This is a genomic window from Defluviimonas salinarum (assembly GCF_026013545.1).
GTDB classification, from domain to species: domain Bacteria; phylum Pseudomonadota; class Alphaproteobacteria; order Rhodobacterales; family Rhodobacteraceae; genus Albidovulum; species Albidovulum salinarum.
The window spans coordinates 1-24,826 of sequence record NZ_JAPDOG010000043.1 but is presented as its reverse complement, the minus strand read 5'-3'; the positions used below and the strand labels follow the sequence as shown (position 1 = coordinate 24,826).

Annotated in this window: 28 protein-coding genes and 1 other RNA gene; 16 read left to right on the top strand and 13 right to left on the bottom strand. The window is 66.7% G+C overall.

Annotated features, from left to right (window positions below):
- Window positions 1-71, bottom strand: a 71-nt coding sequence (locus OM960_RS25610) for a helix-turn-helix domain-containing protein (protein ID WP_354003579.1), incomplete at its 3' end; no start/stop codon positions are given.
- Window positions 72-311: 240 nt separating this feature from the next.
- Complete coding sequence (locus OM960_RS23370) at window positions 312-1,550, bottom strand: helix-turn-helix domain-containing protein (RefSeq protein ID WP_264773683.1); 1,239 nt, start codon at window positions 1,548-1,550, stop codon at window positions 312-314.
- Between the two features lie 582 nt (window positions 1,551-2,132).
- Between OM960_RS23370 and OM960_RS23365 the strand changes: the two genes are divergently transcribed.
- The 4 genes from OM960_RS23365 to OM960_RS23350 are packed head-to-tail and all read left to right on the top strand — an operon-like array spanning window position 2,133 to window position 4,669.
- Window positions 2,133-2,930 (top strand): hypothetical protein, encoded by a 798-nt coding sequence (locus tag OM960_RS23365; RefSeq protein ID WP_264773682.1) that lies wholly within the window; start codon window positions 2,133-2,135, stop codon window positions 2,928-2,930.
- Between the two features lies 1 nt (window position 2,931).
- Entirely contained in the window at window positions 2,932-3,891 is a 960-nt protein-coding gene (locus OM960_RS23360; protein WP_264773681.1) for a hypothetical protein, read from the top strand.
- Window positions 3,888-4,307 (top strand): hypothetical protein, encoded by a 420-nt coding sequence (locus tag OM960_RS23355; RefSeq protein WP_264773680.1) that lies wholly within the window; start codon window positions 3,888-3,890, stop codon window positions 4,305-4,307. Before OM960_RS23360 ends, OM960_RS23355 begins: the two co-directional genes overlap by 4 nt.
- Window positions 4,298-4,669, top strand: coding sequence for a hypothetical protein (locus tag OM960_RS23350; protein WP_264773679.1), 372 nt, complete (start codon window positions 4,298-4,300; stop codon window positions 4,667-4,669). Before OM960_RS23355 ends, OM960_RS23350 begins: the two co-directional genes overlap by 10 nt.
- Before the next feature lie 96 nt (window positions 4,670-4,765).
- On the opposite strand, the gene OM960_RS23345 is transcribed toward OM960_RS23350, so the two are convergent.
- Window positions 4,766-5,539, bottom strand: coding sequence for a hypothetical protein (locus OM960_RS23345; protein ID WP_264773678.1), 774 nt, complete (start codon window positions 5,537-5,539; stop codon window positions 4,766-4,768).
- 374 nt (window positions 5,540-5,913) lie between these two features.
- On the opposite strand from OM960_RS23345, the gene OM960_RS23340 reads away from it, so the two are divergent.
- The 5 genes from OM960_RS23340 to repC all read left to right on the top strand — a co-directional run bounded on the left by OM960_RS23340 (window position 5,914) and on the right by repC (window position 11,704).
- Entirely contained in the window at window positions 5,914-6,801 is an 888-nt protein-coding gene (locus tag OM960_RS23340; RefSeq protein ID WP_264773677.1) for a recombinase family protein, read from the top strand.
- Window positions 6,802-6,968: 167 nt separating this feature from the next.
- A complete protein-coding gene (locus OM960_RS23335) occupies window positions 6,969-7,625 on the top strand; it encodes a hypothetical protein (RefSeq protein WP_264773676.1) in 657 nt (218 codons plus the stop codon).
- A 454-nt stretch (window positions 7,626-8,079) separates the two neighbouring features.
- On the top strand, window positions 8,080-9,333 hold the full coding sequence (gene repA / locus OM960_RS23330; protein WP_264773675.1) for a plasmid partitioning protein RepA: 1,254 nt from the start codon (window positions 8,080-8,082) through the stop codon (window positions 9,331-9,333).
- Window positions 9,333-10,304, top strand: a complete 972-nt coding sequence (repB, locus tag OM960_RS23325) for a plasmid partitioning protein RepB (RefSeq protein WP_264773674.1) — start codon at window positions 9,333-9,335, stop codon at window positions 10,302-10,304. The genes repA and repB overlap by 1 nt, the downstream gene beginning before the upstream one ends.
- Before the next feature lie 245 nt (window positions 10,305-10,549).
- Window positions 10,550-11,704: a plasmid replication protein RepC gene (repC, locus tag OM960_RS23320; protein WP_264773673.1), complete on the top strand. Its 1,155-nt coding sequence runs from the start codon at window positions 10,550-10,552 to the stop codon at window positions 11,702-11,704.
- Window positions 11,705-12,004: 300 nt separating this feature from the next.
- On the opposite strand, the gene OM960_RS23315 is transcribed toward repC, so the two are convergent.
- From OM960_RS23315 to ssrA, 7 genes are all read right to left on the bottom strand, one after another.
- Window positions 12,005-12,442 carry a hypothetical protein gene (locus OM960_RS23315; RefSeq protein ID WP_264773672.1) on the bottom strand — a complete coding sequence of 146 codons (438 nt, stop codon included), beginning with the start codon at window positions 12,440-12,442 and terminating at the stop codon, window positions 12,005-12,007.
- A 94-nt stretch (window positions 12,443-12,536) separates the two neighbouring features.
- Window positions 12,537-13,184: a hypothetical protein gene (locus OM960_RS23310; protein WP_264773671.1), complete on the bottom strand. Its 648-nt coding sequence runs from the start codon at window positions 13,182-13,184 to the stop codon at window positions 12,537-12,539.
- 67 nt (window positions 13,185-13,251) lie between these two features.
- On the bottom strand, window positions 13,252-13,917 hold the full coding sequence (locus tag OM960_RS23305) for a hypothetical protein (RefSeq protein WP_264773670.1): 666 nt from the start codon (window positions 13,915-13,917) through the stop codon (window positions 13,252-13,254).
- Window positions 13,918-13,978: 61 nt separating this feature from the next.
- Complete coding sequence (locus OM960_RS23300; RefSeq protein ID WP_264773669.1) at window positions 13,979-15,046, bottom strand: endonuclease/exonuclease/phosphatase family protein; 1,068 nt, start codon at window positions 15,044-15,046, stop codon at window positions 13,979-13,981.
- A 52-nt stretch (window positions 15,047-15,098) separates the two neighbouring features.
- The gene (locus OM960_RS23295) at window positions 15,099-15,530 is read right to left on the bottom strand and encodes a hypothetical protein (RefSeq protein ID WP_264773668.1); all 432 of its coding nucleotides are present in this window, start codon (window positions 15,528-15,530) and stop codon (window positions 15,099-15,101) included.
- An 84-nt stretch (window positions 15,531-15,614) separates the two neighbouring features.
- A complete protein-coding gene (locus OM960_RS23290) occupies window positions 15,615-16,676 on the bottom strand; it encodes a GNAT family N-acetyltransferase (RefSeq protein ID WP_264773667.1) in 1,062 nt (353 codons plus the stop codon).
- Between the two features lie 127 nt (window positions 16,677-16,803).
- Window positions 16,804-17,159: a transfer-messenger RNA gene (gene ssrA, locus OM960_RS23285) on the bottom strand.
- Between the two features lie 152 nt (window positions 17,160-17,311).
- Here ssrA and OM960_RS23280 point away from each other — a divergent pair.
- The 5 genes from OM960_RS23280 to OM960_RS23260 all read left to right on the top strand — a co-directional run bounded on the left by OM960_RS23280 (window position 17,312) and on the right by OM960_RS23260 (window position 20,513).
- The gene (locus OM960_RS23280) at window positions 17,312-18,418 is read left to right on the top strand and encodes a hypothetical protein (protein WP_264773666.1); all 1,107 of its coding nucleotides are present in this window, start codon (window positions 17,312-17,314) and stop codon (window positions 18,416-18,418) included.
- 100 nt (window positions 18,419-18,518) lie between these two features.
- On the top strand, window positions 18,519-19,241 hold the full coding sequence (locus OM960_RS23275; RefSeq protein WP_264773665.1) for a hypothetical protein: 723 nt from the start codon (window positions 18,519-18,521) through the stop codon (window positions 19,239-19,241).
- Window positions 19,238-19,777: a hypothetical protein gene (locus OM960_RS23270; protein ID WP_264773664.1), complete on the top strand. Its 540-nt coding sequence runs from the start codon at window positions 19,238-19,240 to the stop codon at window positions 19,775-19,777. Before OM960_RS23275 ends, OM960_RS23270 begins: the two co-directional genes overlap by 4 nt.
- Window positions 19,774-20,121 carry a DUF4031 domain-containing protein gene (locus tag OM960_RS23265; protein ID WP_264773663.1) on the top strand — a complete coding sequence of 116 codons (348 nt, stop codon included), beginning with the start codon at window positions 19,774-19,776 and terminating at the stop codon, window positions 20,119-20,121. The genes OM960_RS23270 and OM960_RS23265 overlap by 4 nt, the downstream gene beginning before the upstream one ends.
- Before the next feature lie 131 nt (window positions 20,122-20,252).
- The gene (locus OM960_RS23260) at window positions 20,253-20,513 is read left to right on the top strand and encodes a DUF2312 domain-containing protein (RefSeq protein ID WP_264773662.1); all 261 of its coding nucleotides are present in this window, start codon (window positions 20,253-20,255) and stop codon (window positions 20,511-20,513) included.
- 22 nt (window positions 20,514-20,535) lie between these two features.
- On the opposite strand, the gene OM960_RS23255 is transcribed toward OM960_RS23260, so the two are convergent.
- Entirely contained in the window at window positions 20,536-20,877 is a 342-nt protein-coding gene (locus OM960_RS23255) for a hypothetical protein (RefSeq protein WP_264773661.1), read from the bottom strand.
- A 305-nt stretch (window positions 20,878-21,182) separates the two neighbouring features.
- On the opposite strand from OM960_RS23255, the gene recJ reads away from it, so the two are divergent.
- Both recJ and OM960_RS23245 read left to right on the top strand, forming a co-directional pair.
- Window positions 21,183-22,991 (top strand): single-stranded-DNA-specific exonuclease RecJ, encoded by a 1,809-nt coding sequence (gene recJ / locus OM960_RS23250; RefSeq protein WP_264773660.1) that lies wholly within the window; start codon window positions 21,183-21,185, stop codon window positions 22,989-22,991.
- Between the two features lie 89 nt (window positions 22,992-23,080).
- Entirely contained in the window at window positions 23,081-23,578 is a 498-nt protein-coding gene (locus OM960_RS23245; RefSeq protein ID WP_264773659.1) for a L,D-transpeptidase family protein, read from the top strand.
- A 9-nt stretch (window positions 23,579-23,587) separates the two neighbouring features.
- Here the strand turns inward: OM960_RS23245 and OM960_RS23240 are convergent, their stop codons facing one another.
- Window positions 23,588-23,902 carry a hypothetical protein gene (locus OM960_RS23240; protein WP_264773658.1) on the bottom strand — a complete coding sequence of 105 codons (315 nt, stop codon included), beginning with the start codon at window positions 23,900-23,902 and terminating at the stop codon, window positions 23,588-23,590.
- Between the two features lie 23 nt (window positions 23,903-23,925).
- On the bottom strand, window positions 23,926-24,639 hold the full coding sequence (locus OM960_RS23235; protein WP_264773657.1) for an N-6 DNA methylase: 714 nt from the start codon (window positions 24,637-24,639) through the stop codon (window positions 23,926-23,928).
- Between the last annotated feature and the right edge of the window lie 187 nt (window positions 24,640-24,826).

The window sequence follows — 24,826 nt, the reverse complement described above, 5'->3', positions numbered from 1 at the left end:
GCCCGCGCCATGAGGGCGTCCTGCTCGGGCGTCGGCTTCAGGCGATAGACGTGGCCGCGGATCACTTCCATGATGCGAGAATAGGGTGCGGCGGCTCACCGAGCAAGGGACGTGGATAAATATATTCGCATAGTGTCAACGCGACGGATACGGCATCGCCGCGGGGCGGCGATCGGTATATTTCCTGGCCCTATCCCTCCCCGACCTGAAGGACGGGGTCTCCCGGGCGTTTTGATGATGTCCCGGACACCGTATCAAGCAGATGCGAAAATCTCACCCGAATTTGGCGTGCCGGGAGGCCGGCGGCGGGACTACCGGCGCGACGGCAGTCCGCGCAGGATCTCGTCCGCCTCCGCCAGGGCCCGGTCGAGATCGGCCATGGCCCGTTCCATGCCCTCGCGGTTCTCCTCGGCCAGGGCGCGCTGGCGTATCGGGATCTCCTCATGAACCTCGCCGCGTGCCTCCGGTGAGGCCCCCTGCCCCGCGGCGGCACGCGCCGGGGTCCGCGGCGCCGCTGCGCGCAGGCTCCGGGTCCGGAGCCGGTCGGCGAGCGACGCGGTCGCCCAGAGCCTGGCGGCGCGGCGCGGCGTGACAAGGCGGATGACGCCCGCGCCCTCCATCTCGGCGATGAGGTTCAGCGCGGCGCGCCGAGTGATCCCGATCGCCGCGGCCGCCATCGCCGAGGAGAAGACCGGCTGGGAAAGCACGAAGGTCGCCATGTCGGCCGCGCGCGAGCGGCCGTGCCGGCCCTCGCCCATTGCGCGGATCCGCGCGACATGGTGGCGCAGCATGCCGAGCTGGCCCATGTCCCAAGCCAGACTCTCGGCGATCGCCTTGGCGAGATCGCCAACCGACCCGTGACGCAGGGGCGACCAGATCCTGAAGCCGAGCCGCGAGAGCGCGGTCGACGGCGTGACGATCCAGGCCGCGCTCAGCGGGCTGGCGAGCGGCGACAGGTCGTCCCGATCCCGCGGCGCCGCCTCGCCGGTCTCGCCGAACGAACGCCCCCGCGCCGACCCTTCGACCGCCACGAAGAGGAGCCGCTCCGCCGCCGGAGATTGCCGGTTCGAGCGGATCGCATAGGAGGCCGCCGCGCGGATCGCCGCCGCGACAGGCATCTCGGCCAGGCCCTGCGCTTCCGCTGCGATCTGCAGGACCTCCGCGTCATCGAGGATGTCCGGCATATCCCGTGATGCGCCCACCGGCGCCGCGGCGGCCTCGATCCGGCGCAGGCAGCCGACCGGATCCCCGAGAAAATCTCCAGGCAGGCGCAGGACCCTCAGGATCGCGGCGGCGAGTTCGAGCCCACGCGGGTCGCCTGGCTGCAGTTCGTTGAGCGTAAGGCGCGCCACGAGATCGCCCTCGCTCAGGCGGACATCCTCGAGACCGACCGAACGGACCGCCTCGCCGAACGCGGCCTCGGTCCGCCAGAGCCTGCCGATCTCGGGCTCGGCGCGCAGTACCGCCTCGATCCGGGCCGCGGAAATCTCGGCCCGGAGCAGATCCAGGTGCAGTCCGGAGGCAATCCCGCCACTGGTGATCTTTGTCATCTGCTCGCTATCTTGCTGTTTTTTATGCTTTTGCACGCCTCAACGGAAAGTATATCTGCCTCTTGTTCACTTGCCTATGTGTTTTATCGGAACCTGATTGCAGGCATGCCGGTCCGCCGCCACCCCCCCCTGCCCCGCCGCTCCCGGTTTCCGGCGGTTTCGGTCCAGGACACGCCGTCCCGGCGCGCTCTCGTCGAGAAAGTCCCGGGAATGCGGGCCTGGGCCCGACGAGATCGACGAGAGAGCGTCCGACCTGACAGGGAGAACTGCGGAGAGATGTGCGGATCATGCCCTTGCAGGCGTTTATAAACGGTCGTATGATCGTGCCTAGTTAAATTGAAAACCGGTGGCCGGAGCGACCGGAACGCCATGATGGAGTCCGGGACGTTCGCTTGCTCGCGAGACAATACGGTTCCTGACGGCGGCCGCTGCGTCTTGTGTCTATTCGTGGTGATCGATAATATGCGAAAATTATTCGTCCATCGCGACAATCGTCGCCCTGAACCAGCACCGCCACCATCGAATTCCGGAAGATCGACATGACGCAGCGGCCGCTGATCAGGAACGAAAGGAAGTACGGAAATGCCCATCGAAACGCCCGCAAGCCAGGAACGCCTCCAGGCCGCCCGCCTCGCCCTCGGCGACGATCTCTGCCGCGAGATCGTCGAGGACCAGTGGAACGCGGTCAACGATCTCGATGACCGCTACGAGGAGAGGGACGGTTCGGGCCGCTTCGGCCTCGCCTCCGCCCGCCTTGCCGCGAAGGTTCTCGCGAAACTCTCCGAGGCGCTTGCCGAAGAGCTGCGCGATCTCTCCGATCGCCGGATGGCGGTTATTACGGCCATGCCGGAGGAGGAGCGCGAGACCTATTTCCGGACCCATGAGGAGCCCGAGGCCCTGCGCGCCGTCGCGGCCCGGCCCTTCCCGGACGATGCGGTGATCTCGCGGATCGCCGAGCTCGAGGCGGAGAACACCCGCCTCACCGCCCTTCTCGATGGCCGCTTCAAGGATGTGGCTCTCGTCGAGTTCAGGGGCGGCCAGCTCGTCCTCGAAGGGACGATCATGGCCTATATCGCCGAGTTCATGGCGCAGGTCCTGATGATGGGCGACAAAGACCCGGAAAAGGCCGCCAACTACACCGAGAGCGAGGTTTTTCACCCCGTGCTCGGGCGTCTGGTCCTGACCCTGCAGCTCGCCCGGAGGAAGACGCCGCACCAGTTCCGCCGCGAGGCGGAGGCCGAGCGCGACCGGCTCATCCAGGCGCTCCACGACGCGATCCGCCGGCCGATGGGTGTGGTGCCCGGGAGCGCGGCGGACTGGTACTCGCCCGCCCTTGCCGACCAGGCGGAGGCGCGGCGCATCGCAATGAGCGAGGTTTGACATGAGCGGCCCCACCCCCACCCCGATGGACCGGCTTCTTGGCCGCCTGCAGGAGCTGCTGGCGCCGTCCGCCGGCCTTCCGGCGGACGCCGATGCGATGTCGTCCTTCACGGTGAGCCAGAGCTTCACCCTGACGCTTTCCGAAGGCCTTCGCCTCATGTGCCGGACCGAGTACGAGGATTTCTGGTTCGGCGGCGCCTGGACGTCCGCGGATCTCACGGCGAAGGGTCGCGATCCGGTGCGGCCCACGGTGATCCCGGAACTCTGGTTCCCCGAGGACTTTGAGGGCCGCGAGGTCAACGCCTACGCCCATTCCTGCTGCATCCTTCTCGACCCCGCCTTCGGCGAGACCCGGGGTATGGAAATCGATGACACCGCCCTCGCCCGCCACCTCCGGTTCGGCGAAACGACCCCTTTCGAGGGGTTGTCGCCCCGGGACCGCGAGGGCTACGGCCAGTCGGCCGCCTATCTCGCCTATCTCTCCGGTCAATCCGGAAAGGGGCCGGTTCCTGATCTCGACCGGATGCGGATCCTGACGGATCACGGCGATGTCTATGACGGCCGGGGCCGCCTGCGCTCAGTCCGGACGCCGCTGCACGGCAAGGACGCCCACGATCTTTTCGATCGCCTCGGCGAGGAGGGCCTCCGGAACCTCTTCGAAACCGGGGTGCTCGTGATCGGCCGGGGCGTTCCCGGACCGAAAGGGCCCGGCCATGAGGGCCGCGTGGACCGCGCCCTCGCCAGGCTTGCCGATCCGGAGCGCCCGCGCTCTGCCGGCTTCGGCGTGGAGGTCGAGGTCGACTACAGCCCGGAAGCCTTCGCTTCGGTTGCCGAAGCGATGGCGCTCAAGCCCTTCGAGCCCGCCCCGCGCACCCTTTCCGACGGCGTGAACCTCTCGGCCGCGCTCCTGCGCGAGGAGATGCGGGTCCGGGAAGCCGCCAGGCCGGAGGCCAGGCCATGACCGCGGCGCTGCGAGAGATCCCGGAACCGCTCCTGTGTTCCTCAGCCGATGCGCGCGGCTCGTTTCGCTGGCTCGTCCAGGACGCGTCCGGGGTCATCGTCGCCCATACGCCGCTCGCGGCCTACCGGATCCACCGGCTCGATCCCTCGAGCTTCGACTTCGATCCCGAGCACCCCTATCTCCTGCGGATCGACCATGTCGCCTGGGCCGCTGATCGCAACCTTCCGGACACCTTCGCCTCGCTTTTTGAGGCGCAGGAGGCGGCCTCGGGTCATTTCACCCGGCTGGTCGTGACCCTGCGCTACCTCCTCGGCGCGACCGAGGAGCTTGCCGAGGCGCTCGGCCACGAGATCGGCCTGCCCTTTGCCGACCGCACCGACCTTCCGCTTGTCGAGGAGACCGCCCTATGCCCATGATGTTCTGGCACGTCACCGACCCGGAGAGCGCGAAGTGCATCCTCGATCAGGGATTCCTCGGCGGTTGGGGGGATGACGGCTTCGGCGTCTACCTCTACGACTGCCGTCACGCGGCGCTTCGCTATGCGGCGAAGGGCGGCTGGGACGGCGGGCTCGACCCGGAAACCGCGGTCCTGATCGAGGTCGAGGTTCCGGAGGGCGAAGCCATCGAGGTCATTCCGCATCCGGAATGGCCGAACCCGGAAGCCTACCGGCAGATCTTTCTCCACCCGATGGACGAGGATGACGAGGGGGCGTTCTGGACGCCGGAGCGTCGGCTTTTCGAGACCGGGCCGGCCCCCGTTTCCGGAGGACCGGCATGAAGTCCCAGCGCAACGCGGGCCGGCGCAAGACCCAATAGATCGGCGGCGGCCCAGCCGAGTCTTCCGCGCTCGGCCTGCTGCAGGATCTCGCCGGTCTCACCCCATCGGGTTCATAACCGGGTCTCCGTCGCCGGAATCGGACCCTCCGGGATCGCCGGTTTCCGAAGGGTTCGTGACGTTATCCTCCTGCTTCTCAGGCGGATCTTCCTTCCTGTCGTTCGGGGCCGAATGGTCGTTTCGGGCATCTTGCGCATCGTAGGGGCTATCGGACGGGCTTGTTCCAAGATCGCCATTGTCTGAGTCCCGAGTCACAGTCTTGTTGGATTGATTGCTGTCGCGATCGGCGGGTGGCGGCATATCCTGGTCACCGATGCTGGTGGCCTCCAGTATGTTCAGAATGCCGGCGGTGGTCTGCGTCCATAGACTGAGCGCGCGAAGGCCCCACTTGACGCCCTGCTTCACCGCCTGCTTCTTGGCGAACTCCTTGGTCCATTCGTAGACGCTGAAATCCTTCCCGTCGCCCTCTCGGGCCTCGGTGTCTTCAGGGCTTTCGTCCGTAAGGACGTGGCCGGAGCCGGTGGTGTAACTGCCTCCCGGCGAATACCCACCCCCGCCGCCACCGCAGCGCGCCCTGGTGATTGGGCACACGCTGAAGGCGTGAGGGTTCACCAGCTCGAACATCGAGCCACGGAAACCGGGCCGTGCGGCCCCGTTGTGGCTCGACTGCGGCAACCTGCCACCATAGCGGCTCAAGAAGTCCAGGTAGTGCTCCTCATCGGCGAAGCTCAGGGCGGCTGCCTCCCGCGGGCTTGCTCCGAAAAGGACCGCAACTATCGCGGCGGCCGATGCGATGGAACCGAAGTTCGTCATGCTGCCTCCAATCCTTGAATAGGGTGGATCGCCGTCTTCATGATGTCGGGACTAAAAGGGATCCGATCAATGCAATGATGGTTCCGGGCAGCACAGCCGGTGTCTTTATGGACACAGTTCCCGCCCGACGAATCGCGCCGGTTTACGTTTCGCGCCAATCGCTGCGCCCCTTGATTCCAGTGAGGTTTCGGCAGTGCTGGAGGGTGCGATGGCGGTGATAGCCGCCCTCCCCTGATGGCCGGCTGTCAAGGAAAAACGACAGCTACGGAGGCGGGATTCCCGGACCTGCCGGGGCGACCACCTTGTGTTTTTTCGCACTACCTGCATACTGCCCCTCGGATATCATGCAACCTCGCCCTGGAAGCGGCCGACCCATGCCCCTGATCGGCTACGCCCGTGTCTCGACCGACGACCAGTCCACCGCCTCCCAGGCGGAGGATCTCCGGGCTATCGGCTGCACCGAGGTCCACGAGGAGCACGGTTCGGGCGGAAACCGGGCGCGGCCGGTCCTCAAGCGCCTCCTCGAGCGCATTGCGCCCGGCGACACGCTCGTCGTGGTCCGGATCGACCGCCTTGCCCGCTCGCTCTCCCATCTCCTCGAAGTCATCGAGGGTCTCGAGGCGAAGGGCGTGCATTTCCGCTCGCTCCGCGATCCGATCGACACCGCCTCGCCCCAGGGCAAGTTCTCGCTCCAGGTCCTCGGCGCCGCGGCCGAGTTCGAACGCGCGCTGATCCGCGAGCGCACGATCTCCGGGCTGCGCTCGGCACGCGCGAAAGGCCGCGTCGGCGGCAATCCGGGCCTGAAGGATGGCGATCCCGCGGCAATCCGGAAGATCCAGCGGGCGCGCGACGAGACGCTCTTCAACCGCCTGGAGGAGACCGCGGAGCAATGGGTGCCCGAGGTGCGGCGGCTGCGCCCCGACATGCCCTGGGAGGATGTCACCCGGATCGTCAATGCCCGTCTGCCCAGGGATGCGCGCAAGTGGACCCAGGAGCGGCTCGTGCGCGCCGCCAAGCGTTATGTCCGAGAAGGGCTTCTCGAACCGCGCGTGCTCGAACGCGCGGGCCGCAGGGAGGCTGACGACCGGCTCCTTGCGATCGTCGCCGGCATCGCCGGGGCGAAACCGGACATCACGCTCAAGGAAATCGCCGACCGGCTCGAGGCGATGCGCGAGCGCACCCCCCGCGGTCGGTCGAAGTGGCAGGTCTCCTCGGTGAAGATGCTGCTCGACCGGGCGCGGGATCGCGGACTCGTGGACTGACCGGCCATTCCGGGAAAGCCTGCCTTCCGCGGCCCGCACCGGCGATCCTGTTGCAAGTCCGCAACACCGCTCAGGGTCATCCGCAATTATGCGAAAAACTGTCTTACTATTCGTTATTCCCGCCCCAGATCATCAGTGGCACCACGCCACACATTGAAAGGCAGAACATGACCCGCTTCCCCCGCATCGCCCTCGGTCTCGCAATGGCCGCCACCGCAATCGCCTCGCTGTCCGGGATGGCCAGCGCCGAAGGCATGACCGCGACGGGCTTCTACGAGACCGCGCGCATCGAGACCCCGCTCGGCGACAAGGACTACGACGGCCTGCGCTTCGACATCGATGGCGACCACGCCAGCGGCGTCGTCTACGAGGTCAAGCTGCGCGCCGGCGATCTCGACGGCGTCGCGATGAAGTCGATCGACACCGAGATGGCCTGGCACTACCGGGATCTGGTCGGTCCGAAGCTCTCCTACAGCCATGCTGTCAGCGGCGGCGCCCATGCCGAGGAGACCCTGGCCGGCCTGTCCGGGAAGTACGATCTGGCGAACGGCATCGGGCTTTACGGCGATGCGATGACCGATCTCGACAACTTCGGCGACGACCTCAATGTCAGCCTCGGCTCGTCCTGGGCCGCAAACGACGATCTGACCCTCTGGGGCGAGATCGAGAACGCCTCCATCGGCACCGATTCCGAGACCGGCACGATCGGCGCGACCTACCGGATCAGCGGGACCATGCATGTCGACGGCCGCGTCGCGCTCAAGGATACCGATGCCGGTGTCAGCATGAAGGGCGCCGCGATGGGCCTCGGCTTCTCCTTCTGACCTTCCGGGCAGATCTGCTGAACGAGGGGGCTCCGCACAGCGGGGCCCCTTTCCATTCCGGCCTCCCCTGCCCCGCCGCGATTCCAGCGCAGCCTGCCGGGATTCGGCCAAGGCCTTGGAATCCGGTCTGAACCCTTCCCGATCGGCGGAACCCGGATTAACGCCGCGCACCAGGCATGCAGCCCGGCCCTCTCCCCGGAGGCGTCAAGAATTCCTCGTTAATACAGATGGTTACCCGCCCCCACGCGGAGATTCCGGGTTTCGCGGCCCTGTCGCCCACAGGATCTGGTGTCCGCAAGAATGATCGCCACAAGGCGCGGATTGTGGAAAACTCTTGCCAGACGGGCGGCAATGGTGGCATCACGGTCCCTGTAACGCTTTCGTCTCCATATCAGCCGAACCGCGTTACGGACAGGAGCCACGTCAGATGGCCCGTCGTTGAGAGGAGCAGTGTATGACAGCCCAGATCGAATCCGCCAAGGCCACCAGGGACCGGGCAGAGCCGGTTCACATGGAACCCGCGATCGGCGTGCCGCCGAGCGAAGACGTCTTCGACGACCTGCTGCGGGACGAGACGCGCCTTCGGGCCTCGCTCGACAAGCACATGCGCAACATCTTCGCCCCGGAGGCGAAGAAAGACCTGCGCCCCTTCGCCTCGGGAGAGGTCGCGGACCTTCTCGGCCTGAGCCAGACGCATCTGAGGAAGCTGCATTTCGACGGCCGGATCCCGGATGTCGAGACCGACGAGCGCGGCCGCAAGCTCTACCGGGCCGAGGATATCCACGCGATCCGCGTGGCGCTGGCCCGGAGCGCCAAGGATCCGCTGCAATTCCTGCCCGGAAGGGTCGGATCCGACCATCTCCAGGTCTTTGCCACCTCGACCTTCAAGGGCGGCTCCGGCAAGACAACCGCGGCGATCCATCTCGCGCAAAGGTTCGCGTTGAAGGGGTACCGCGTCCTTGCGATCGACATGGACCCGCAGGCCTCGCTGACCACGATGATGGGGCTGCGCCCCGAGCTCGACCTTGCCGATTCCGGGACGATCTACGACGCGATCCGCTACCACGACCCGGTGCCGATGGAGGAGGTGGTCCGCAAGACCTACTTCCACAACCTCGACATCGCCCCGGGCGGGCTGGTGCTCTCCGAATACGAGACCGAGACGCCGACGGCGATCCGGCAGGGCATCCAGCCCCCCTTCTACCTGCGCCTCAAGGCCGCGATCGACCAGGTCGAGCACCGCTACGACCTCGTCTTCATCGACTGCCCGCCGCAACTCGGCTTTCTCACCATGTCGGCCCTGGTGGCCGCGACCGGGCTCCTGATCACGGTGATCCCGAACATGATCGACGTGGCGAGCCTCAGCCAGTACCTGACCATGGCAACCTCGCTCCTGAAGGTGGTCGAGCGCAACGACCAGCGCCTCGACTACGACTTCATGCGTTACCTCCTGTGCCGCTACGAGCCCTCCGACATGCCGCAATCCCAGATGGCGAGCTTCCTTCGGATGCATTTCGGCCAGCGGTTGATGACCGAGGCCTTCCTGAAGTCGACCGCGGTCTCGGATGCCGGGCTTTCCCAGAAGACGCTCTTCGAGGCGAACCGGGGCGACATGAACCGCGCGACGCTCGACCGGGCGCTTGAGTCGATCAACAGCGTTGCGAACGAGTTCGAACAGGCCATCCACCACGCTTGGGGGAGGGTCTGATGGCGCGCAAGAACATCCTCGAAGGCCTGATGGCCGATATCGGCACCGAGGCGGCCACGCCGCGTTCCGAGGCACCGATCCCGGAAGCGTTCCGGCGCGGCCCGGTCGCCGCGCTCGAGAAGGATATCCGCTCCAGCGCCTCGCGCTCGGTCCAGGAGATCGACCCGGACCTGATCGAGGATACCGGGCATCGTGACCGGCTCGCGATCCCGGAGGAGGATGTCCTCGATCTCCGGGAAAGCATCTCTGTCCATGGCCAGCAGGTGCCGATCCTGCTCCGGCCGCATCCCCGGATCAGCGGCCGCTACCAGGTCGTCTACGGCCGCCGGCGTCTCGCCGCGATCCGCCCTCTCGGGATACCGGTCAAGGCGCTGGTGCGCACGATCTCGGACGAGGAGGCCGTCCTCGCCCAAGGCCAGGAGAACAATTTTCGCAAAGACCCCTCCTTCATCGAGAAGGCGCTCTTTGCCGGCGAGCTCGAGGATGCGGACTACCCGCCCGCGGTGATCCGAGACGCGCTCGCGGTTGGCAAGAGCCACCTGTCGCACATGCGCAAGGTCCGGGAAGCGATCCCGCGGCCGATCGTCGAGCGCATCGGCGCGGCGCCCTCGGTGGGCTGGAAGCGGTGGCACCAACTCGCGGAACGGCTCCTCGCGAGCGGCACCGACCCGTCTGCCGTCCACCCTGGCGACTTCGGTGAGGACCTCGATTCCGACAAGCGATTCGAGGCCTACGCCGCAGCGCTGGAGCGCCTGCTGGCGCCCGGACGCCCCGCGGCCGCGCCCCGGGCCAAGCCACGGCCGGTGACGGCTGCGAACGGCTCCCGGATCGGCGAGATCCTCACCGCCGGCGGCCGCACGATCCTGCGGACCGACCCGAAGGAAACCGGCTTCGCCCAATGGCTTGAAAGCCATGGGGAAGAGGCCCTTCTCCGCCTTCACGCGGAATGGGCGAACGAGCGGACGGGCTGAGAACCCGCCCATAAACGAGGCGACAGGCAGGAGGCACGATCAGGAGACCGAAAAGAGAGAAGCCCCCCAGGACGATATCCCGGAAGGCCCCTCATCTGTACTAGCAATCCAGATGTATCCCGGACTTCCCAAGACTGTCAACAACAACCGATTCGGTTGATGGTATCCTCGTGCGTTTTCCGCTCATTCGGCGGCCGCACGGGGCCGGAATCGCATGGCTTCACGGTCCTCCGCGTGAGCGGAACATGGCATTCAGGAAATTCAAGGCGGCGTCAGGGCCGCTTCCGGGGACCGAGAGCCCCGATCTTGCGGGCGATGACCCCCGCAAGGCGTTCTGGGACATCCTCCGGGATCTCAAGACGGCCCGCGCCAGGTTCAGGCTGAAGGACCGGCACTTCTGCGTGCTGCAGGCGCTCGTGTCCTTCGTCCGGGAACGTGATGTCGATGGCGCCGCCATCGTCTTTGCCTCGAACGAGGCGCTTTCGGAGCGGGCCAACGCGATGGAGGAGCGCACCATGCGCCGCCAGATCGAGCGCCTCGTGAAAACGGGCCTCCTGCGCCGGGCGGATTCCCCGAACGGCAAGCGCTACGTCCATCGCGACCGGGATGACACCATCCTCGCCGCCTACGGCCTCGACCTCGGACCGCTCCTGGAGCGCGCCGGAGAGATCCGGGAACTGGCCCTCGAGGTCGAGCGCGAGGCGGCCGAGGTCCGGCTCCTGCGCGACCGCCTGTCGGTCCTGCGCCGGCTCTGGCCCATCGGCTCGGGTGAGGACGACCTGATCCGCCTCTGCCTGCGCCGCAAGATCCCGGCATCCGGACTGCGGGCGTTGATCGCTGAGCTCACCCCGGAAGAGGCCCGGGCGCCCTGCCCGGACATGGTTCCCGCGCAGCCAGAGGCGTGCCTGAGCGTCGACGGAGCAGCCGAAATGACCGCCGATGACGGCCAAATTGTCCGGCACCATCAGAGATCAATCCCGAATTACTCTGAATCTGAAGGCGCGCGATGCGAAGGCGGCACCGCAGCCGAGAGCGCAGCAGCCAAGAACACTGGCGAGGCGGAGGAGGCGATCTACCTGCCGGATGTGGCAAGGGCCTGCCCGGAAGCGATCTGCTATGCCCCTGCCCCGGTTCGAACCTGGCGAGACCTGCATCAGCTCGCGCGGCTGCTCGCGCCGATGATCGGCCTGCGTGGAGAGATCCTCGAAAGCGCGGAGCGCCGGCTCGGCCATGGCGGCCTTACGCTGACCTTGCTGGCGATGACCGAGATGCATGGGAGGATCCGATCCCCCGGCGCGTATCTGCGAAGCCTGATCCAGGGGCCGAAAGCGGCGGAGTTCAGCCCTGAACGCCTCATCCGGGCTCTCCTGGTCAAGGCAGACCGTGCGGCGATCTCCTGACCTTTCCGGGTTTACCCCGGTAAACCTTCCAGGACGCGCACCCTGCCGCGGGTTCGTACGGCGTGGCGCGATCCCGGAACGCCTCACCGGGGTGCTTCTGGCCGTGGAAGGCCGCGTGGCGGCGTCGTGGCAATACCGGGTTTACCCCGGTAAACCTTCAGGGGATCGCGCGGCGATGCGTTCGCAATCCTTGGCCCCGCGATACGGCGCGGACAGGGCTTACCTTGGTGAACTCCGGGACCCTGCCCGCCCTGGCGCTTTCAGGAAGACCGAGGTTTACCGGGGTAAACCTCGGCTTCCTCAGAACTCCGGTTCCGGATCGCGTTCTGCTTCAGGTTCCGCGCTTTCCCGGACCCAGCCGAGAAACGCCTCCTGCAGCCCGCACTCGCGCAGGAAGCCGGCCATCACTGTCGCCATGTGTTCCGGGCTCCAGCCCTGCGCGATCTGCAGCCGCAGGATCGCGCCTTCCGGATCCTCGGCCGTGCCGGGAACCGCCAGGAAGCGGCTGCCGTCGCTTCCGAGCGCGAGCTGCCTGGCATGGAGATGTTCCGGGGAGATCTCGCGCACCGAGACCACCCGGCTCTTGCCGAGGTAGTCACCCTCGACGACCTGCGCCGAGATCTCGTCGATGTCGCGGGTCTCGATCTCGCCGAGCGCCCGATCGGCATCATCGGCTTCGAGCAGAACGGTCACGGCAACCGTCGCCTCGAAGATCCGCTGTGCGTCATGTTTCGTCATGTTCCGGTCCTCCTTCCTTGGGGTGTCGAACAATCAGGCCCAGGGCGGTTCGAGGACGGGTCGTGCCGGGTTTACCGGGGTAAACCTTCCGGGATCAGAAGCCTGGCGCCTCCGCTCCCTGAGGCGCCGGTTTCGGCTTGCGGCTGGCGCGTGAACGGCGGCGGCGCACCAGCAAGGGATCGATCTCCTCGCTCCTCTGATCGGTGTCCAGCACGAAATTGCCGCGGCGTGTCAGGCGGACCGGCGTTCCGGGCTCAAAGGTGAGGTCAAGCCAGTCCGAGTGGAACCGGGCCTTGAGGACGTGGTCCTTGCGGCTCCAGGCCGCGATGATGTGGTCGTATTCCTTTGGGCTCGTCCTGTCCTCGAGCGCCAGGGAGGCATAGCTCTCCGGGAAGTGCCGGCGGAGTACGCGCGGCAGGAAGTGGGAGTTGCGGTGCTGAAGGATGGCGACCAGCTGCTCGGCGAGTTGCGGTGCCTTCTTGCCATCCCGGACTGCAGACCTCGCCATCAGATGCAGGTGCGCTGCAAGGTTCTTCCAGTGATGCGCGTCTTGCGGTGTCGGAATGGACATGCGCGCCTGGACGATCTGGTGCAGGACGTCACGCCTCAGAGTATCGAGATCCTGCCCGCGCCAGATCCGCTTTCCGTCCGACCAGGAGCCGTCGGATTGGCGGAGCTGCCTGAGCAGCATCCGCAGCGCGGTGATCTTGCTGTCGCGCCGCTTTGCTTCGATCTGGTTCATGGCTCGCTCGCTTTCGGGGTGTCGGGGTTTACCGGGGTAAACCCTGCCGGTCTCGGCAGGTCCGGAATCAGGAGACGGGGACGGGCTGGCATTCCGGCTCGCTCTCGCATGCCGCCTCGACGGAGACGGGGATCAGGGTCCAGTCGAGAACCCCGCAATAGGGAAGGGGGCTTGCGCCGATCTCGGCGAAACGGATCGAACCTTCAGGCTCGCAGTCGCGTTCCTCGGCGAGATGGCCGATGTAGAAGGCCCGTGCCTCGTCGATATCGGCGGCCACGACGAAGAGCGCGAGGTCGTTGGTCGAGTAGGGGCAGTCGACCAGGAAGAGGCGGTTGACGCGGGCATCGGCCGGCACGGCCGCCGGGTTGATCGCCTTCATATGGGCAAGAAGCGCCGCGCGGACCAGGGCGTGAGCCGGGTCCGAGGCCGTGGCCGCGGCAAGCTCGCGGTTGCCGTCGAGAATCACCGCGGTCGTCTCTGGCCGGGAGCCATCCGCATCCCGTTCCGTCAGGGAGATGCCGCAATGGCCGAGCAGGTGCTTGGCGACCTTGCGCGCGCTGGTGAGGCTGCGGGATCTGCAGGCGTGGTCGAGATCGTCGATCAGGCTGCCGCGCGCGTGACCGGGACCGTTGCCGCGCAGAAGATCCGCCTCCGAGATGGAACGGGCATCCCGCGATCCCAGGCGGTCGAAGAGGTCCCTGAAGATGTCCAGGGCGGTAGTGTTCCGGTTCATCCAACTGGCTCCTGGTCTGCCTGAGCATCTTTCCATGATTGGCCGGAAAGGAAAAGAGAAATCAAGGACAGTTTTTCGCAATACGGAATCCTGCGGCCGCGGCCTCGGCGGCGCTCGAGAAGGTGACGGCGTTGTGTGCCGAGATCCGCGCAAATCCGGGACAATCCGGCCGGTGGTAGATCCCGGAAGCGCGGTTTCCCCGGAATGTGGCGGGAAGGGCAGGGGGAGCGGCATCCCGCGTCGTGTCCCCGGCATCCGCCACGATCCGGGCCTCGTGAAGCGGCGGAAACGTGGAATGCCCCGACCGGGCGTCGATCGTCATCCAGACCGGCGCGTGATCCGAGACCCGGTCCCGCGCCGTCTCGTGATCGATGCCGAGGATCTCCTCGGGATATTCCAGGATGCCCCAGTCGCTGACCGGCAGCGAGATCCCGGAAGGAGCCCAGATATTGTCGTAGAGGCTGGCAAACCGGCCATCGACGGGCGAGAGCGTCGTGGCCCCGCCCCGGATCAGCGGCGAGGCCTTCGCGCCGAGGCCTGCCCAGGCCGGGTTCGAGGGCGGCAGGTTGAAGTCGCCGGCGATGAAGGCGGGGGTTCCGGGAAAGCTCTCGTCGAGCCAGTCCCGGTAGGCGGCGAGCGCGGCCGCCTCGCGTTCCCGCTCCGCCTCGCTGTCGCCGTAGATGAGATGGACCGAGGCGAGCGTGAAGAGAAACCCCTCCGCGGTCTCGAACCGCGCCGAGAAGGGCTCGCGGGCAAAGGCGTCACGGTCGTCGAGATAGAGTGCCGCGCCATCGACCCAGCGCACCTCCTCCGGGCGCCACAGGAAGGCATGCATTTCGCGGTAGCTGCCGCGTCCCACCGCATCGGAGACCAGAACCTGCCAGTCAGCGCCGGTCCGCGCCTCGAGCGCCCGTTCGAAGGCGTCCAGGCCGTCCTGCGACATGACCTCCTGCACCGCGATGAGATGAAATCCCGCACCGACCTCGGCCAGGGCGGCATAGTCCTTGCCGTTCTCCCAGCCGAGATGCTCGATGTTCCAGCTCGCGACCCGGGTTTCCGCGATCGCGGCGCCGGTGGCGAGCGACAGGGCGAGGAGGGCGGCGGCGAGGCGGGGGGCGATTGCCGGCATGGGGAACTCCGGGGGTTTTAGGCCGGGGCGTCAGGAAAGAACCGACGCCGGCTCAGGCTGCGGCGGTTGCGAAGCGGGCGATGGCGGCGGTCTCGTCGCGCAGCAGGATCCCGAGGAACGCGAGATCGCGCGCGGCTTCGGCCGCGGAAAACACGATCTCGTCACCGGCGCCGCCGAGACGTGCGGCGATCGCGCCGATCTCTCGGTAACGGCGGTCGAACTCGAGCCCCATGCGCACTGCGGCATGGGCGCGCTCGTGGACGGCCTGGCCGGCGGCGGCCTGAAGAACCGGCGTGATCGCACCCAAAAAGGCGCGGTTGGACTGCGCGACCGGATCCAGCGTCTCGAGAAGGGCACGCAGCGACATGACGAGGAAACCCGGCGGCGCGGTGCGGATGTCGATCCGGAGCAGGGCGCGGCCGAGACTGGCGCGGCGATCATCCGGAGCGGCTTCGGCCGTCGCACCGGGAGAGGGGAGGGACATGGGGTGGCTTCCTTGCAGGTCGGGGGTCAATCTACAATGCGAAAAAATGACTCTCAAGCGACTATTCAGAAAGCCCGGAAACTTTCAGGCCATCTCGAAGTCTTCGCTCTCCGGATATGCGATCTGCGGGCAGGCGCTCTCAGGGCCGGCAATCGCCACGGCGGGCGCGGGCAGCCGCCGCATCACGTAATCGTCGCCGAAGCACAGATCCGGCGCCTCGACGAACCCCTTGCGCCCATACCAGTCGACCAGGCGGGAATCGTCCTTGGCGCTGGCGCCGACCACCGAAAGGAGCAGCTCGACCGCCTCCGCATCCGCGGCCGCACAGAGATCGGCAATCATCTCTGCCCCGATCCCGCTGCCACGATGGGCCTTTTGCACGATGATCAGCTCGAGGTCGAGATAGCCCGGCCCGGCCTGCAGGTGCAGCGAGCCGAGAAGCCGGCCCTTGCGGATCAGCGACCAGCAGTTCGGCGCCGTCAGGTGGTACTTCTGTCCAAGCCTTCGCAGGCATTCCTCGACCGGCATCTGACCCTCTCCGATGTCGCGGAGAAGATCGCCGGATCTGGCGAAAATGCGAAAAGAAATTCGGGAGGACAGCGCGAACCCGATCGCCACCCGGTCCTCGCCGGACAGGATCACGTCGAGCGCGGCGGGTTCGGCCGCCACCGCGTGGCGCAGGCCCGGCGTCACGGCGAAGAGCCGCCGGGCGCTTTCGGGAATGAGAACGGGTCCGGGGAAGACCTTGCGCGCCCAGGGCGGCACCGGCATCGCGCCGGTGCGGGCCACCCAGGCCGGAAAGGGCAGGGCGCCGCCGGCGGCCTCGAGGAAGACGGCGGCTTCGCGGTCGCGGTCCGTCAGCTCGTGCCAGACCCGGATCCGTTCGCGGCGGCGGAAATCGGCATAGGCGCAGATCCCGGTGGCCCAGGCGCCGGGCGCGATGGGAGCCGAGAGTTCCCAGACGCAGCTCGCCTGGCCGCTGCAGCCATTTTGGCCCGCCCAATGGTCGGAGGCACGGATCACCGCCCGGATCTCGTCCCAATAGGCCGATCCGGACGGCGAGACGAAGTCGGGCTCGCGCGCCGGGGTGGGGCAGGGCCGGAAGGTCGCGATGCTGCGGTCGTGGAAGGTCCGGAAGTCGATCAAGGAAGGGAACGGCCGATGGGTTGGTACCGAGGAGGGGCTGGCGGCCCCCGCGCCGGGTGTACGGCCCGCGCCTTGCCAAGCCTCGGCAGAGAAACAAGCCATGCAGTATCGCTGCAGGTTGGGAATTGATCCGGGATTCTGTTGCCAGGCTCCCGGGGGCCCCGCCTGGCGGTGCTACCCGACAGGACTTGAGGGTGGTTCACCCGGGCCGCTTACGCGGCGAGGGCACGAACCGGAGCAGAGTTGGTGTTGGCAACTATGCGTTTTGGACCGATGACGGTGGTGCCTCACCGAGCGAAAGCTTACCCCTTTGGACGTTCGTCGATCCTGTTTCGGCCCCATGATCCCGCCAACCCGGGGGATTTTGGTGGAGCCGCCGGGTACCGCCCCCGGGTCCGATCCGCTTATTACGAGCGCCTTTATCGCCATAGCCGGTTGCCCGGCCAGACATTGATGCCACGTTCGGTTGTTCTGTGCAATCGAAAAAAGAAATACGAAAACTTCATTTTCCGGGTTGACGTGAATCGGCTTTGGTGGTGTTCAGCATTTGTGAATATGCGAAAAACTGCACCGCGTTTTCGACTCGCCGGATTAGCCTCCGGCCTGACGAAGCTCAGCCTGCGATTGGAGACACCATGAACGCCACCCCCTCGCCTCACCGCTCCGGCATGTCCGCCCCCGCCGGTGTGGGCGCCCTTCCGTCCTCGCTCCGGTTCCGGGGCCTGACCATGACCGGGCAGTTCCTCCACGACCCGGAGAACAAGCGTGACATCTTCTTCCAGGGTGAGGGCGATGTGCCGCGCAGCTTCACGGTGCTCATCGCGCTCGGCTACAAGACCGACAATCTCGATCTTGGCCGCAACGGCATCGCGATCATCGACAACGACAACTGGCGCATCGTCGCCGACGCCTGCCACGCCCAGGCCAGCGGCCTGAAGGGCGCCTCGGCCGAACAGCGCCGCGCCCTGGAGGAAATCTGTGCTTTCGGGTGGGAGGAGTTCGCGAGCTTCTGCCGGACCCGCGAGACCTATCGTGCCGGATCGGGCGATATCGACATTCCCGGATCGAAGCCGGCGGCCGGCAATGCCGAGCGCCAGGTCAAGCTGGGGCTGCGCATCCACCAGGAGCCGGATATCCGCAGCGATTTCATCCGCGGCATCCATGAGACCGGCGATTACAACCTGCCTCGCACGACCCGCCGCGGCATGATCAACGACATCCTGATGCATCCCAGCCAGGAAAGCCGGAACGGCCGGACGCTGGCCTGGGACACCCGCATGAACTTTTCCTGGGACCGGTCTGGCCGCGTCGAGGGTGGCGAGGAGGTCTGCCGCAGCATGGACGCGCGCTGGATGGCTGCCGTGAAAGAGGACGACGACCTGCTGCGCAAGGCCTGCGACGAGGCGTTCTCACCCTATCTCGCTGAAGGATTTGCGGCTCTCGGCCTCGAGGAGGCGACCTGCGAGATCGTCGCTGGCGGGCCGGAGGGCGAGCACCTGCTGCTGAAGTCCTTCCGTGGTACCGACCTCGAATTTCGCGATCACCGCGACCTGCGCCAGAAGATCGAGGCCCTGAGCGAGGAGGACATCAGCAACCTCTGGGTGACGGTGCGCGTCCTCGACAAGGACCTTTCCCGCGCCAGCCGCGCCAATGAGGTCCAGATCCACCTCAACTCCCTGCGTGCCGAGAAGGAACAGGAGTGGCTCGTTGAGGCGGATGAGGAGATCGCCTTCGTTGTCTAAAATGCGAAAATGAGTATTGTGATACAATAAAAATTTGTGCAATCTGGCCGGAGAAATCCGGCCGGCATCCTATCGGCGGGAAGGCGGGAGACTGGTACGCATGGAAGACAGGATCGACGCGGTTGGCACCGCGATCCCGGTGATCACCGAAGACAGCCCCCGCGAGGAGCTCCTGGACTATATCCGGGCGCTGGAGCACCGCCTGGAATGTGACCGCGAGCATGCGGTCCGGGTCGGCGAGGATGGCGAACTCTCCAGCGTCGAGGTGGAACTCGGCCAGGAGGAGCGCGTTGAGGCGATCCTGGGGGGGCTTGACGGCATCGGCTGCCGGGACGCGACGAACGCGGTCCTCGAGGACCAGGCGCGGCGCGGCGCCGGCCGGACCCTGGCCCTCGAGGCGGCGCTCGGCCAGATCGCCGATCTCTGCCCGGCAACCGCCGACATGTCGACCGCCCACGAGATGGCGGAGATCGCCGGTCAGGCCCTGGAAGGGCAGGGGGGCTGTCTCGAGGGGCTTCTCGCCGCAGTGATGCTCCGCAGCCGCTTCGACGGCGTGGTCGCGGCCGAGGAGGAGGTCCGGGGCGCCGTCGAAGCGGCCGGGCCTGCCGCGACCCACGAGACCGCGCTCGGCGCGATCGGCGGACTTGTCCGCAAGTACCGGCCGCAGCGGCGAGACGAGCCGCCGCTCGTCACTCGGATCCGCGAGACCCTCTTCGGAAGTGCGGTTGCGGCGCATGCCGAACGCATGGCCGCGCTCGGGGCCGGCCTCGCGCCGGAGGAAGTTGCGAAAATCGCTATCCATGATCGGGAAGAGGCGGAATGAGGGTCGTGGTCCTGGTCCACCCCGGGTCGCTCTTCGCCTCGGGCGCGGCCCAGGTCGATCCCGAGACCCATGCGTCCGTCGTCGAAGGCGTGACGATCGACATCGGCTCGGCGGACGGCCTCCTCGTCATCGACGGCTTCCTGTCGGACGCGGTGCCGGCGGATTTCGAACTCCTCCTTGCGGACTCCTTCGCGGCGGCCGAAGAGAGGGGTCACCCCGGCCTCCGGCTCTGGGGCTGCGACGCGGGCGAGGCGCCCTGGCCGGGCTGGGCGCCGAGAGGGCAGGGCGCAGGGCCCGTCCATGCCGATCAGGCGGCGGCCGCGCGGGCCGCGGCGCCGCTTCTTGCAGACGCCTCGGCGATCGTCGTCACCGGTGCCTGGGCGACGCGCGACGGCAGCTCGGGCTGCGTGAACGCGGTCGCCGATGCCCTGCGCGACAGCCTGGGTGGCACCGTCCCGGTCCTAGTCTCCGCCAGCGCGCTCTGCGAGGAGATGATGCTCGACGCCTTCGACGACGATGACGGGATCGCGCCGTGACCGTCTATGTCGACGACGTCCGGCACAGGTACGGGCGCATGGTCATGTGCCACATGTGGGCCGACAGCCACGAGGAGCTCCTCGCAATGGCCGACCGTATCGGTCTCGCCCGGCGCTGGCTGCAGGAGCCGCCGAAGGCCTCCTGGGTGCATTTCGACGTCTCGCTGATGCTGAAGGCCAGGGCCATTGCCGCCGGAGCGGTCCTTACCGACCGCTACGGGCCGGTCGAGCACGTCGCCAGGCTGCGCGGAGATGCGGCGAAGATCGCCCAGGTGGCCCGGCTCCGCGCGAGATCTGTGGAGAACCGGACGGCGGGCCTCCCGCTCCTTCGCGAGACGCAATAGAAATGCGAAAAATATAAGCGGTGAGCGAATGAAAAGGTGGGGCTTGGCCTGCCGCGAGATTGCCACCCTCACCGGCGCCCCGGCGCCGAAGATCGACGAAACCGAAGCTCAGAACCACAAGGAGATTTGAGATGAGCAAGGACCAGAACGCCGGCGGCACCGATGTTAACGGCGCCGAACTGACGCAGTTTGTCGAGCGCTACGAGCATCTCGATGCCGAGAAGAAGGACATCACCGACCAGCAGAAGGAGGTGATGGCGGAGGCGAAGGGGCGCGGCTACGACCCCAAGATCCTGAAGTCCATCGTCGCCGAGCGCAAGCGTGACAAGAGCGACCTCGAGGAAGAAGAGGCGATCAAGGAGGCCTACAAGCGCGCGATGGGCATGGAATAGGGTTTGCGGCCGGCGCCTGCCGTCACCGCGGCGCCGCGATGGCCCGGCCGGAAACGGCCGGGCCTGTTGGTTTCGGAAGGTCCTCGCCGAGATCCTCGAGAACCCGGCCGGTTTGCTCGGCCAGGGCCTGGACATCAACCCTGATCCGCGCCACCCCGGCCCGTGACCCGTCATCCGGTCCGATGCCGGGGAGTGGCGCGCCGTCGGTGAGGGGGGCGGTCTGGGCGATCTGCAAGGAATCGACCTCCTGCTTGAAATTCGCGTAACCTGGATTGCTGACGAGGACCGAAAATCCGATCGCGACGACCCCCATGATACCGAGGAGGGTGGCGGACTCGACGAGGTGGCTGCATCCGCCGGGCATGATGATCAGGTCTCCGATTGACGGCCCGACTTGGGTCGTGATTCCGGTGGTCTTGCCGGGCGTCCGCGTCTCCGCGGCTGGCGGCGACTCGCCAGAGCTTTCTGTGACAGTTTTTCGCGTTCTGCAAGGTACGATTTGCGATAAACGGCACGCCCAGAGCGGCTGACGGTCGGCCGAAGCAGGCCGCCAGCGGGGCCGTCTATCCCTATCATGATGATTTTGCGACTATGTTGCAGGTTTGGGCTTGCCGCAGGATGCTCCATGAACGAATATGGACAACAATTTTCGCATTTGGAGAAACCGCCATGAATGACATGACCATCACACGGGCGGAGGCGGTGTCCTTCCGGGGGCGGAAATGGCAGATACCTGATGCGCCGCGGAGCGAGATGATCGAGTTCAAGCGGAAGGGGGCGAACCCGGTCCTCGCACGCATCCTCGCCGCCCGCGGCCTGACGGCGATGGAATACGACGCCTTCATGAAGCCGACGATCCGCGAGCTGATGCCGGATCCCTTCTTCCTTCTCGACATGGAGCCCGGCGCCAAGCGCATCGCCCGCGCGATCCGGGAGCGCGAGCGGATCGGCATCTGGAGCGACTACGACGCCGATGGCGCGACCTCCGCGGGCGTCCTGGGGCGGTTCCTGAGAATGTGTGGCCATGACGATTTCACGGTCCGCATTCCCGACCGGATCCGCGAGGGCTACGGTCCGAACACGCCTGGCCTTCTCGACATGAAGGAGACGCGCGGCTGCAACCTGGTCTGCATCCTTGATGCGGGCATCGTGGCCTTCGAACCGCTTTCAGCCGCGGCGGACGCCGGCATGGAGATCGTCGTCATCGATCACCACATGGCCGAGGACACGATTCCGAAGGCCGTCGCCGTCATCAACCCCAACCGCAAGGACCAGAAGCCCGGTCTCGGCCATCTCTGCGCCGCGGGCGTCAGCTTCATCTTCGCCGTGGCGGTGGCGCGCGAGCTTCGCTCGGCCGGTTACTTCGACGGGAAGGAGGGCCGCCCGGGCGGGGTTCCCGATCTCATGGAGCTTCTCGATCTCGTGGCGCTCGGCACCGTCTGTGACGTGGTGCCCCTGAAGACGCTGAACCGCGCCTTCGTCGCCCGCGGCATTTCCTATCTCTCCGGGCGCAAGACGCCGGGGATCGCGGCGCTGGCGCTCGCCGCCGGCATCGAGCCGGGCGATGAGATCGGCGAGCAGGCCTGTGGCTGGATCCTCGGCCCGCGGATCAATGCGGGCGGGCGCATCGGCGATTCCGCCTCGGGCGCGCTCCTGCTTCTCGAGGAGGATCCCGCGGTCGCGGGTGAGCGCGCGACCGCTCTTCACGAAATGAACGCCACCCGCAAGGAAATCGAGGCCGCGGCCACCGAGGCGGCGATTGCCCAGATGTCCGGCCGGATGCCGGGGGTGACGCGCACGCTCGCCCTGGCGATCGTCGACGCGCATGAAGGGGTGGTCGGCATTTCCGCCGGGCGGCTCAAGGAGCAGTTCGATGCGCCGGCCATCGTCCTGACCGCGGATCACGAGGGCAATCTCAAGGGATCGGCGCGCTCGATTGCGGGGTTCGATATCGGCCATGCGATCATCGAGGCGCGCAACCGGGGGCTCATCATCAAGGGGGGCGGGCACGGCATGGCGGGCGGTCTCACGCTCACCCGCGCCCAGGTTCCGGGCTTACTCGAATTCGTGAACGGCGAGATCGCCAAGACCGGCTATTTCCGGGACGGGATCACCACGTCGGCGGATCTCGATCTGCGCCTCAAGGATCTGACGGTCGAGGTGATCCAGGATATCGAGGGGCTTCGGCCCTTCGGAACCGGGAACCCCGAGCCGGTCGTCATCCTCGAGCGGGTCTCCCTCGCCGAGACGCGGATCCTCAAGGAAAAACACCTCAAGATGGTTTTCCGGGACGGCGATCTCACGATCGACGGGCTCATGTGGAACGTTGTCGGAACCGTGCTCGGAGACGAGATCCTCGCCGCCCACGGACGGACGTTCGATGTCCTCGGCAAACCCCAGATCAACGAGTTTCGCGGCCGGAAGTCGCCCCAGATCATGGTCGAGGACCTGCGCTTCCATGCCGCCGCGCTGATCTGAACCTGTGGAAAAGCGAAAGCGGGTACTTAGCCCGCCGGGCGTTTACCTCTAGTCTGAGGAGGTAAATAACATTTTTCGCAGGTTGATGCATGCAGGATTTCACCCGCCGCGCCTTCATCGGAGCCGCCGTGTCGCTCCTTGTTCTCCCGGCAGAGGCCAGGGGGCTCATTTCCGGGAGGGTCGACCGGATCCAGGTTCGCAAGGCGCAGCGTCAGCTCGACCTCGTCGGGCAGGGGCGGGTCCTGAAGAGCTACGAGATCCGTCTCGGCGCGCGGCCCGTCGGCCCGAAACGTTTCCAGTCGGACATGCGGACCCCGGAGGGCGCCTACCGGATCGACCGGCGCAACCCGCGATCCGCCTTCCATCTCAGTCTCGGCGTGAGCTATCCGACCCCGGAAGACCGCGCCTACGCGGCCTCCCGCGGCCGTGCGCCGGGCGGCGAGATCTTCATCCACGGCCAGCCGAACGGGCATAGGGGTACGATCCGGCGCGACTGGACGCGGGGCTGCATCGCGGTCTCGAACGCCGACATGGATGAGATCTGGCGTCTCGTTCCGGTCGGCTGTCCGATCCACATCCACGCCTGACGCTTGCGATCAGGGCGCGGGCATATCCGCATCCGTCGCGGCGTCCCTCCTGACCTCGAGCGGAAAGGACCCGTGCGCCCGCATCCAGGCGAGCGGATCCCTGGCGATCGAACGCCGGTCGTAGGCCATTCCGGCCTCGGTCATCTGCCAGATCTCGTCGACACCATTCGTCGACACCGAGGCCAGGCCCGCCGCCCCGAGTTCAGCGAGGCCCTTTCTTGCCTGTGGCGACTTGATGCTGCTCCCGTTGGCGTAGCGCAGCGCCGCCTTCGGGTTAAGGAAGGCGCCGAGCAGCATGGCCTTGGCTTCTGTCGATAGGGGCAAGATTTTTTCCTTGCTTGTTTTCGTTATTCCGCCGCTTGAGCGGAAAGTACCGGGTGGGGATCCTGCCGCGCCAGCTTCCGGTGCCAGCCGAAAAGATGATAGGCCGGGGTGAGCCAGACCTCGCGGGTCTCGAGCGTGATGGCATTGCCGACGACGATCTCTGCGGGCACGTTCCAGAGGCTGAGCTGGATATAGGCCATGAGCGCCGCGGTCCGGTCGACATCGATCGCCTGGACCCAGAGCCGGCGGGCTGGATCGACACCGCGCTCGACGAGAGCGGCGACGACCGCCAGGACCATGCCGCCGGCGCCGCAGGCCGGCTCTGAGAGCGTAAGGAACGGCTTTTCGGCAAGCTGGCTATCAAGATCGCCCACGAGCATCTCCGCCATCATCCGTGAGACATTCGGCGGGGTGAAGAACTGGCCGCGGCGTGCATCACCGAGCTCGAGATCCATGAAGATCTGGCCGAGCACGTCGCGCGGTTCGGGTTCGAGCGCCGCGACGAGAAGGGAGAGCATTTCGGGTAAGCGTTCGACATCCTCCCGCTTGTAGCCACGCACGGTTGCGAGGTATTCCGCCTCGCGGCCGGGATCGGGGCAGGCGGAATTGTGAAGCGCCGCCGCCGAGAGGAAGACGAAGTCGCGGAAGAGCTCGTAACGGTGCCGGTAGCGCGCGGTCTCCTGGAAGAGCTTCTCGAAAGCCTTCACCGGATTGGTGTCGCGGATCAGTCTGTTCATGTGGCGCATCCGGCCGTGTCCGGCCGTTCCTCTTTACTGTGTCTGCCCGAAGGCCAATCGATGCGCCGGGCTGTTAACATCTTCCCCGCCCTGAAGAGACGGGGATTTCCGGTCGCTCCGCGGCGGCATCGAGCCGCTCCGGAGCGAGTCGAGTTGACGCTTCGCAGGGGGCTTGAGCCCAATCCTC

Bases quoted from the DNA above. Each gene is read 5' to 3' on its own strand.
- OM960_RS23370 (WP_264773683.1), bottom strand. From the start codon at position 1,550: ATGACAAAGATCACCAGTGGCGGGATTGCCTCCGGACTGCACCTGGAT.
- OM960_RS23365 (WP_264773682.1), top strand. From the start codon at position 2,133: ATGCCCATCGAAACGCCCGCAAGCCAGGAACGCCTCCAGGCCGCCCGC.
- OM960_RS23360 (WP_264773681.1), top strand. From the start codon at position 2,932: ATGAGCGGCCCCACCCCCACCCCGATGGACCGGCTTCTTGGCCGCCTG.
- OM960_RS23355 (WP_264773680.1), top strand. From the start codon at position 3,888: ATGACCGCGGCGCTGCGAGAGATCCCGGAACCGCTCCTGTGTTCCTCA.
- OM960_RS23350 (WP_264773679.1), top strand. From the start codon at position 4,298: ATGCCCATGATGTTCTGGCACGTCACCGACCCGGAGAGCGCGAAGTGC.
- OM960_RS23345 (WP_264773678.1), bottom strand. From the start codon at position 5,539: ATGACGAACTTCGGTTCCATCGCATCGGCCGCCGCGATAGTTGCGGTC.
- OM960_RS23340 (WP_264773677.1), top strand. From the start codon at position 5,914: ATGCCCCTGATCGGCTACGCCCGTGTCTCGACCGACGACCAGTCCACC.
- OM960_RS23335 (WP_264773676.1), top strand. From the start codon at position 6,969: ATGACCCGCTTCCCCCGCATCGCCCTCGGTCTCGCAATGGCCGCCACC.
- repA (WP_264773675.1), top strand. From the start codon at position 8,080: ATGACAGCCCAGATCGAATCCGCCAAGGCCACCAGGGACCGGGCAGAG.
- repB (WP_264773674.1), top strand. From the start codon at position 9,333: ATGGCGCGCAAGAACATCCTCGAAGGCCTGATGGCCGATATCGGCACC.
- repC (WP_264773673.1), top strand. From the start codon at position 10,550: ATGGCATTCAGGAAATTCAAGGCGGCGTCAGGGCCGCTTCCGGGGACC.
- OM960_RS23315 (WP_264773672.1), bottom strand. From the start codon at position 12,442: ATGACGAAACATGACGCACAGCGGATCTTCGAGGCGACGGTTGCCGTG.
- OM960_RS23310 (WP_264773671.1), bottom strand. From the start codon at position 13,184: ATGAACCAGATCGAAGCAAAGCGGCGCGACAGCAAGATCACCGCGCTG.
- OM960_RS23305 (WP_264773670.1), bottom strand. From the start codon at position 13,917: ATGAACCGGAACACTACCGCCCTGGACATCTTCAGGGACCTCTTCGAC.
- OM960_RS23300 (WP_264773669.1), bottom strand. From the start codon at position 15,046: ATGCCGGCAATCGCCCCCCGCCTCGCCGCCGCCCTCCTCGCCCTGTCG.
- OM960_RS23295 (WP_264773668.1), bottom strand. From the start codon at position 15,530: ATGTCCCTCCCCTCTCCCGGTGCGACGGCCGAAGCCGCTCCGGATGAT.
- OM960_RS23280 (WP_264773666.1), top strand. From the start codon at position 17,312: ATGAACGCCACCCCCTCGCCTCACCGCTCCGGCATGTCCGCCCCCGCC.
- OM960_RS23275 (WP_264773665.1), top strand. From the start codon at position 18,519: ATGGAAGACAGGATCGACGCGGTTGGCACCGCGATCCCGGTGATCACC.
- OM960_RS23270 (WP_264773664.1), top strand. From the start codon at position 19,238: ATGAGGGTCGTGGTCCTGGTCCACCCCGGGTCGCTCTTCGCCTCGGGC.
- OM960_RS23260 (WP_264773662.1), top strand. From the start codon at position 20,253: ATGAGCAAGGACCAGAACGCCGGCGGCACCGATGTTAACGGCGCCGAA.
- OM960_RS23255 (WP_264773661.1), bottom strand. From the start codon at position 20,877: ATGCCCGGCGGATGCAGCCACCTCGTCGAGTCCGCCACCCTCCTCGGT.
- recJ (WP_264773660.1), top strand. From the start codon at position 21,183: ATGAATGACATGACCATCACACGGGCGGAGGCGGTGTCCTTCCGGGGG.
- OM960_RS23245 (WP_264773659.1), top strand. From the start codon at position 23,081: ATGCAGGATTTCACCCGCCGCGCCTTCATCGGAGCCGCCGTGTCGCTC.
- OM960_RS23235 (WP_264773657.1), bottom strand. From the start codon at position 24,639: ATGAACAGACTGATCCGCGACACCAATCCGGTGAAGGCTTTCGAGAAG.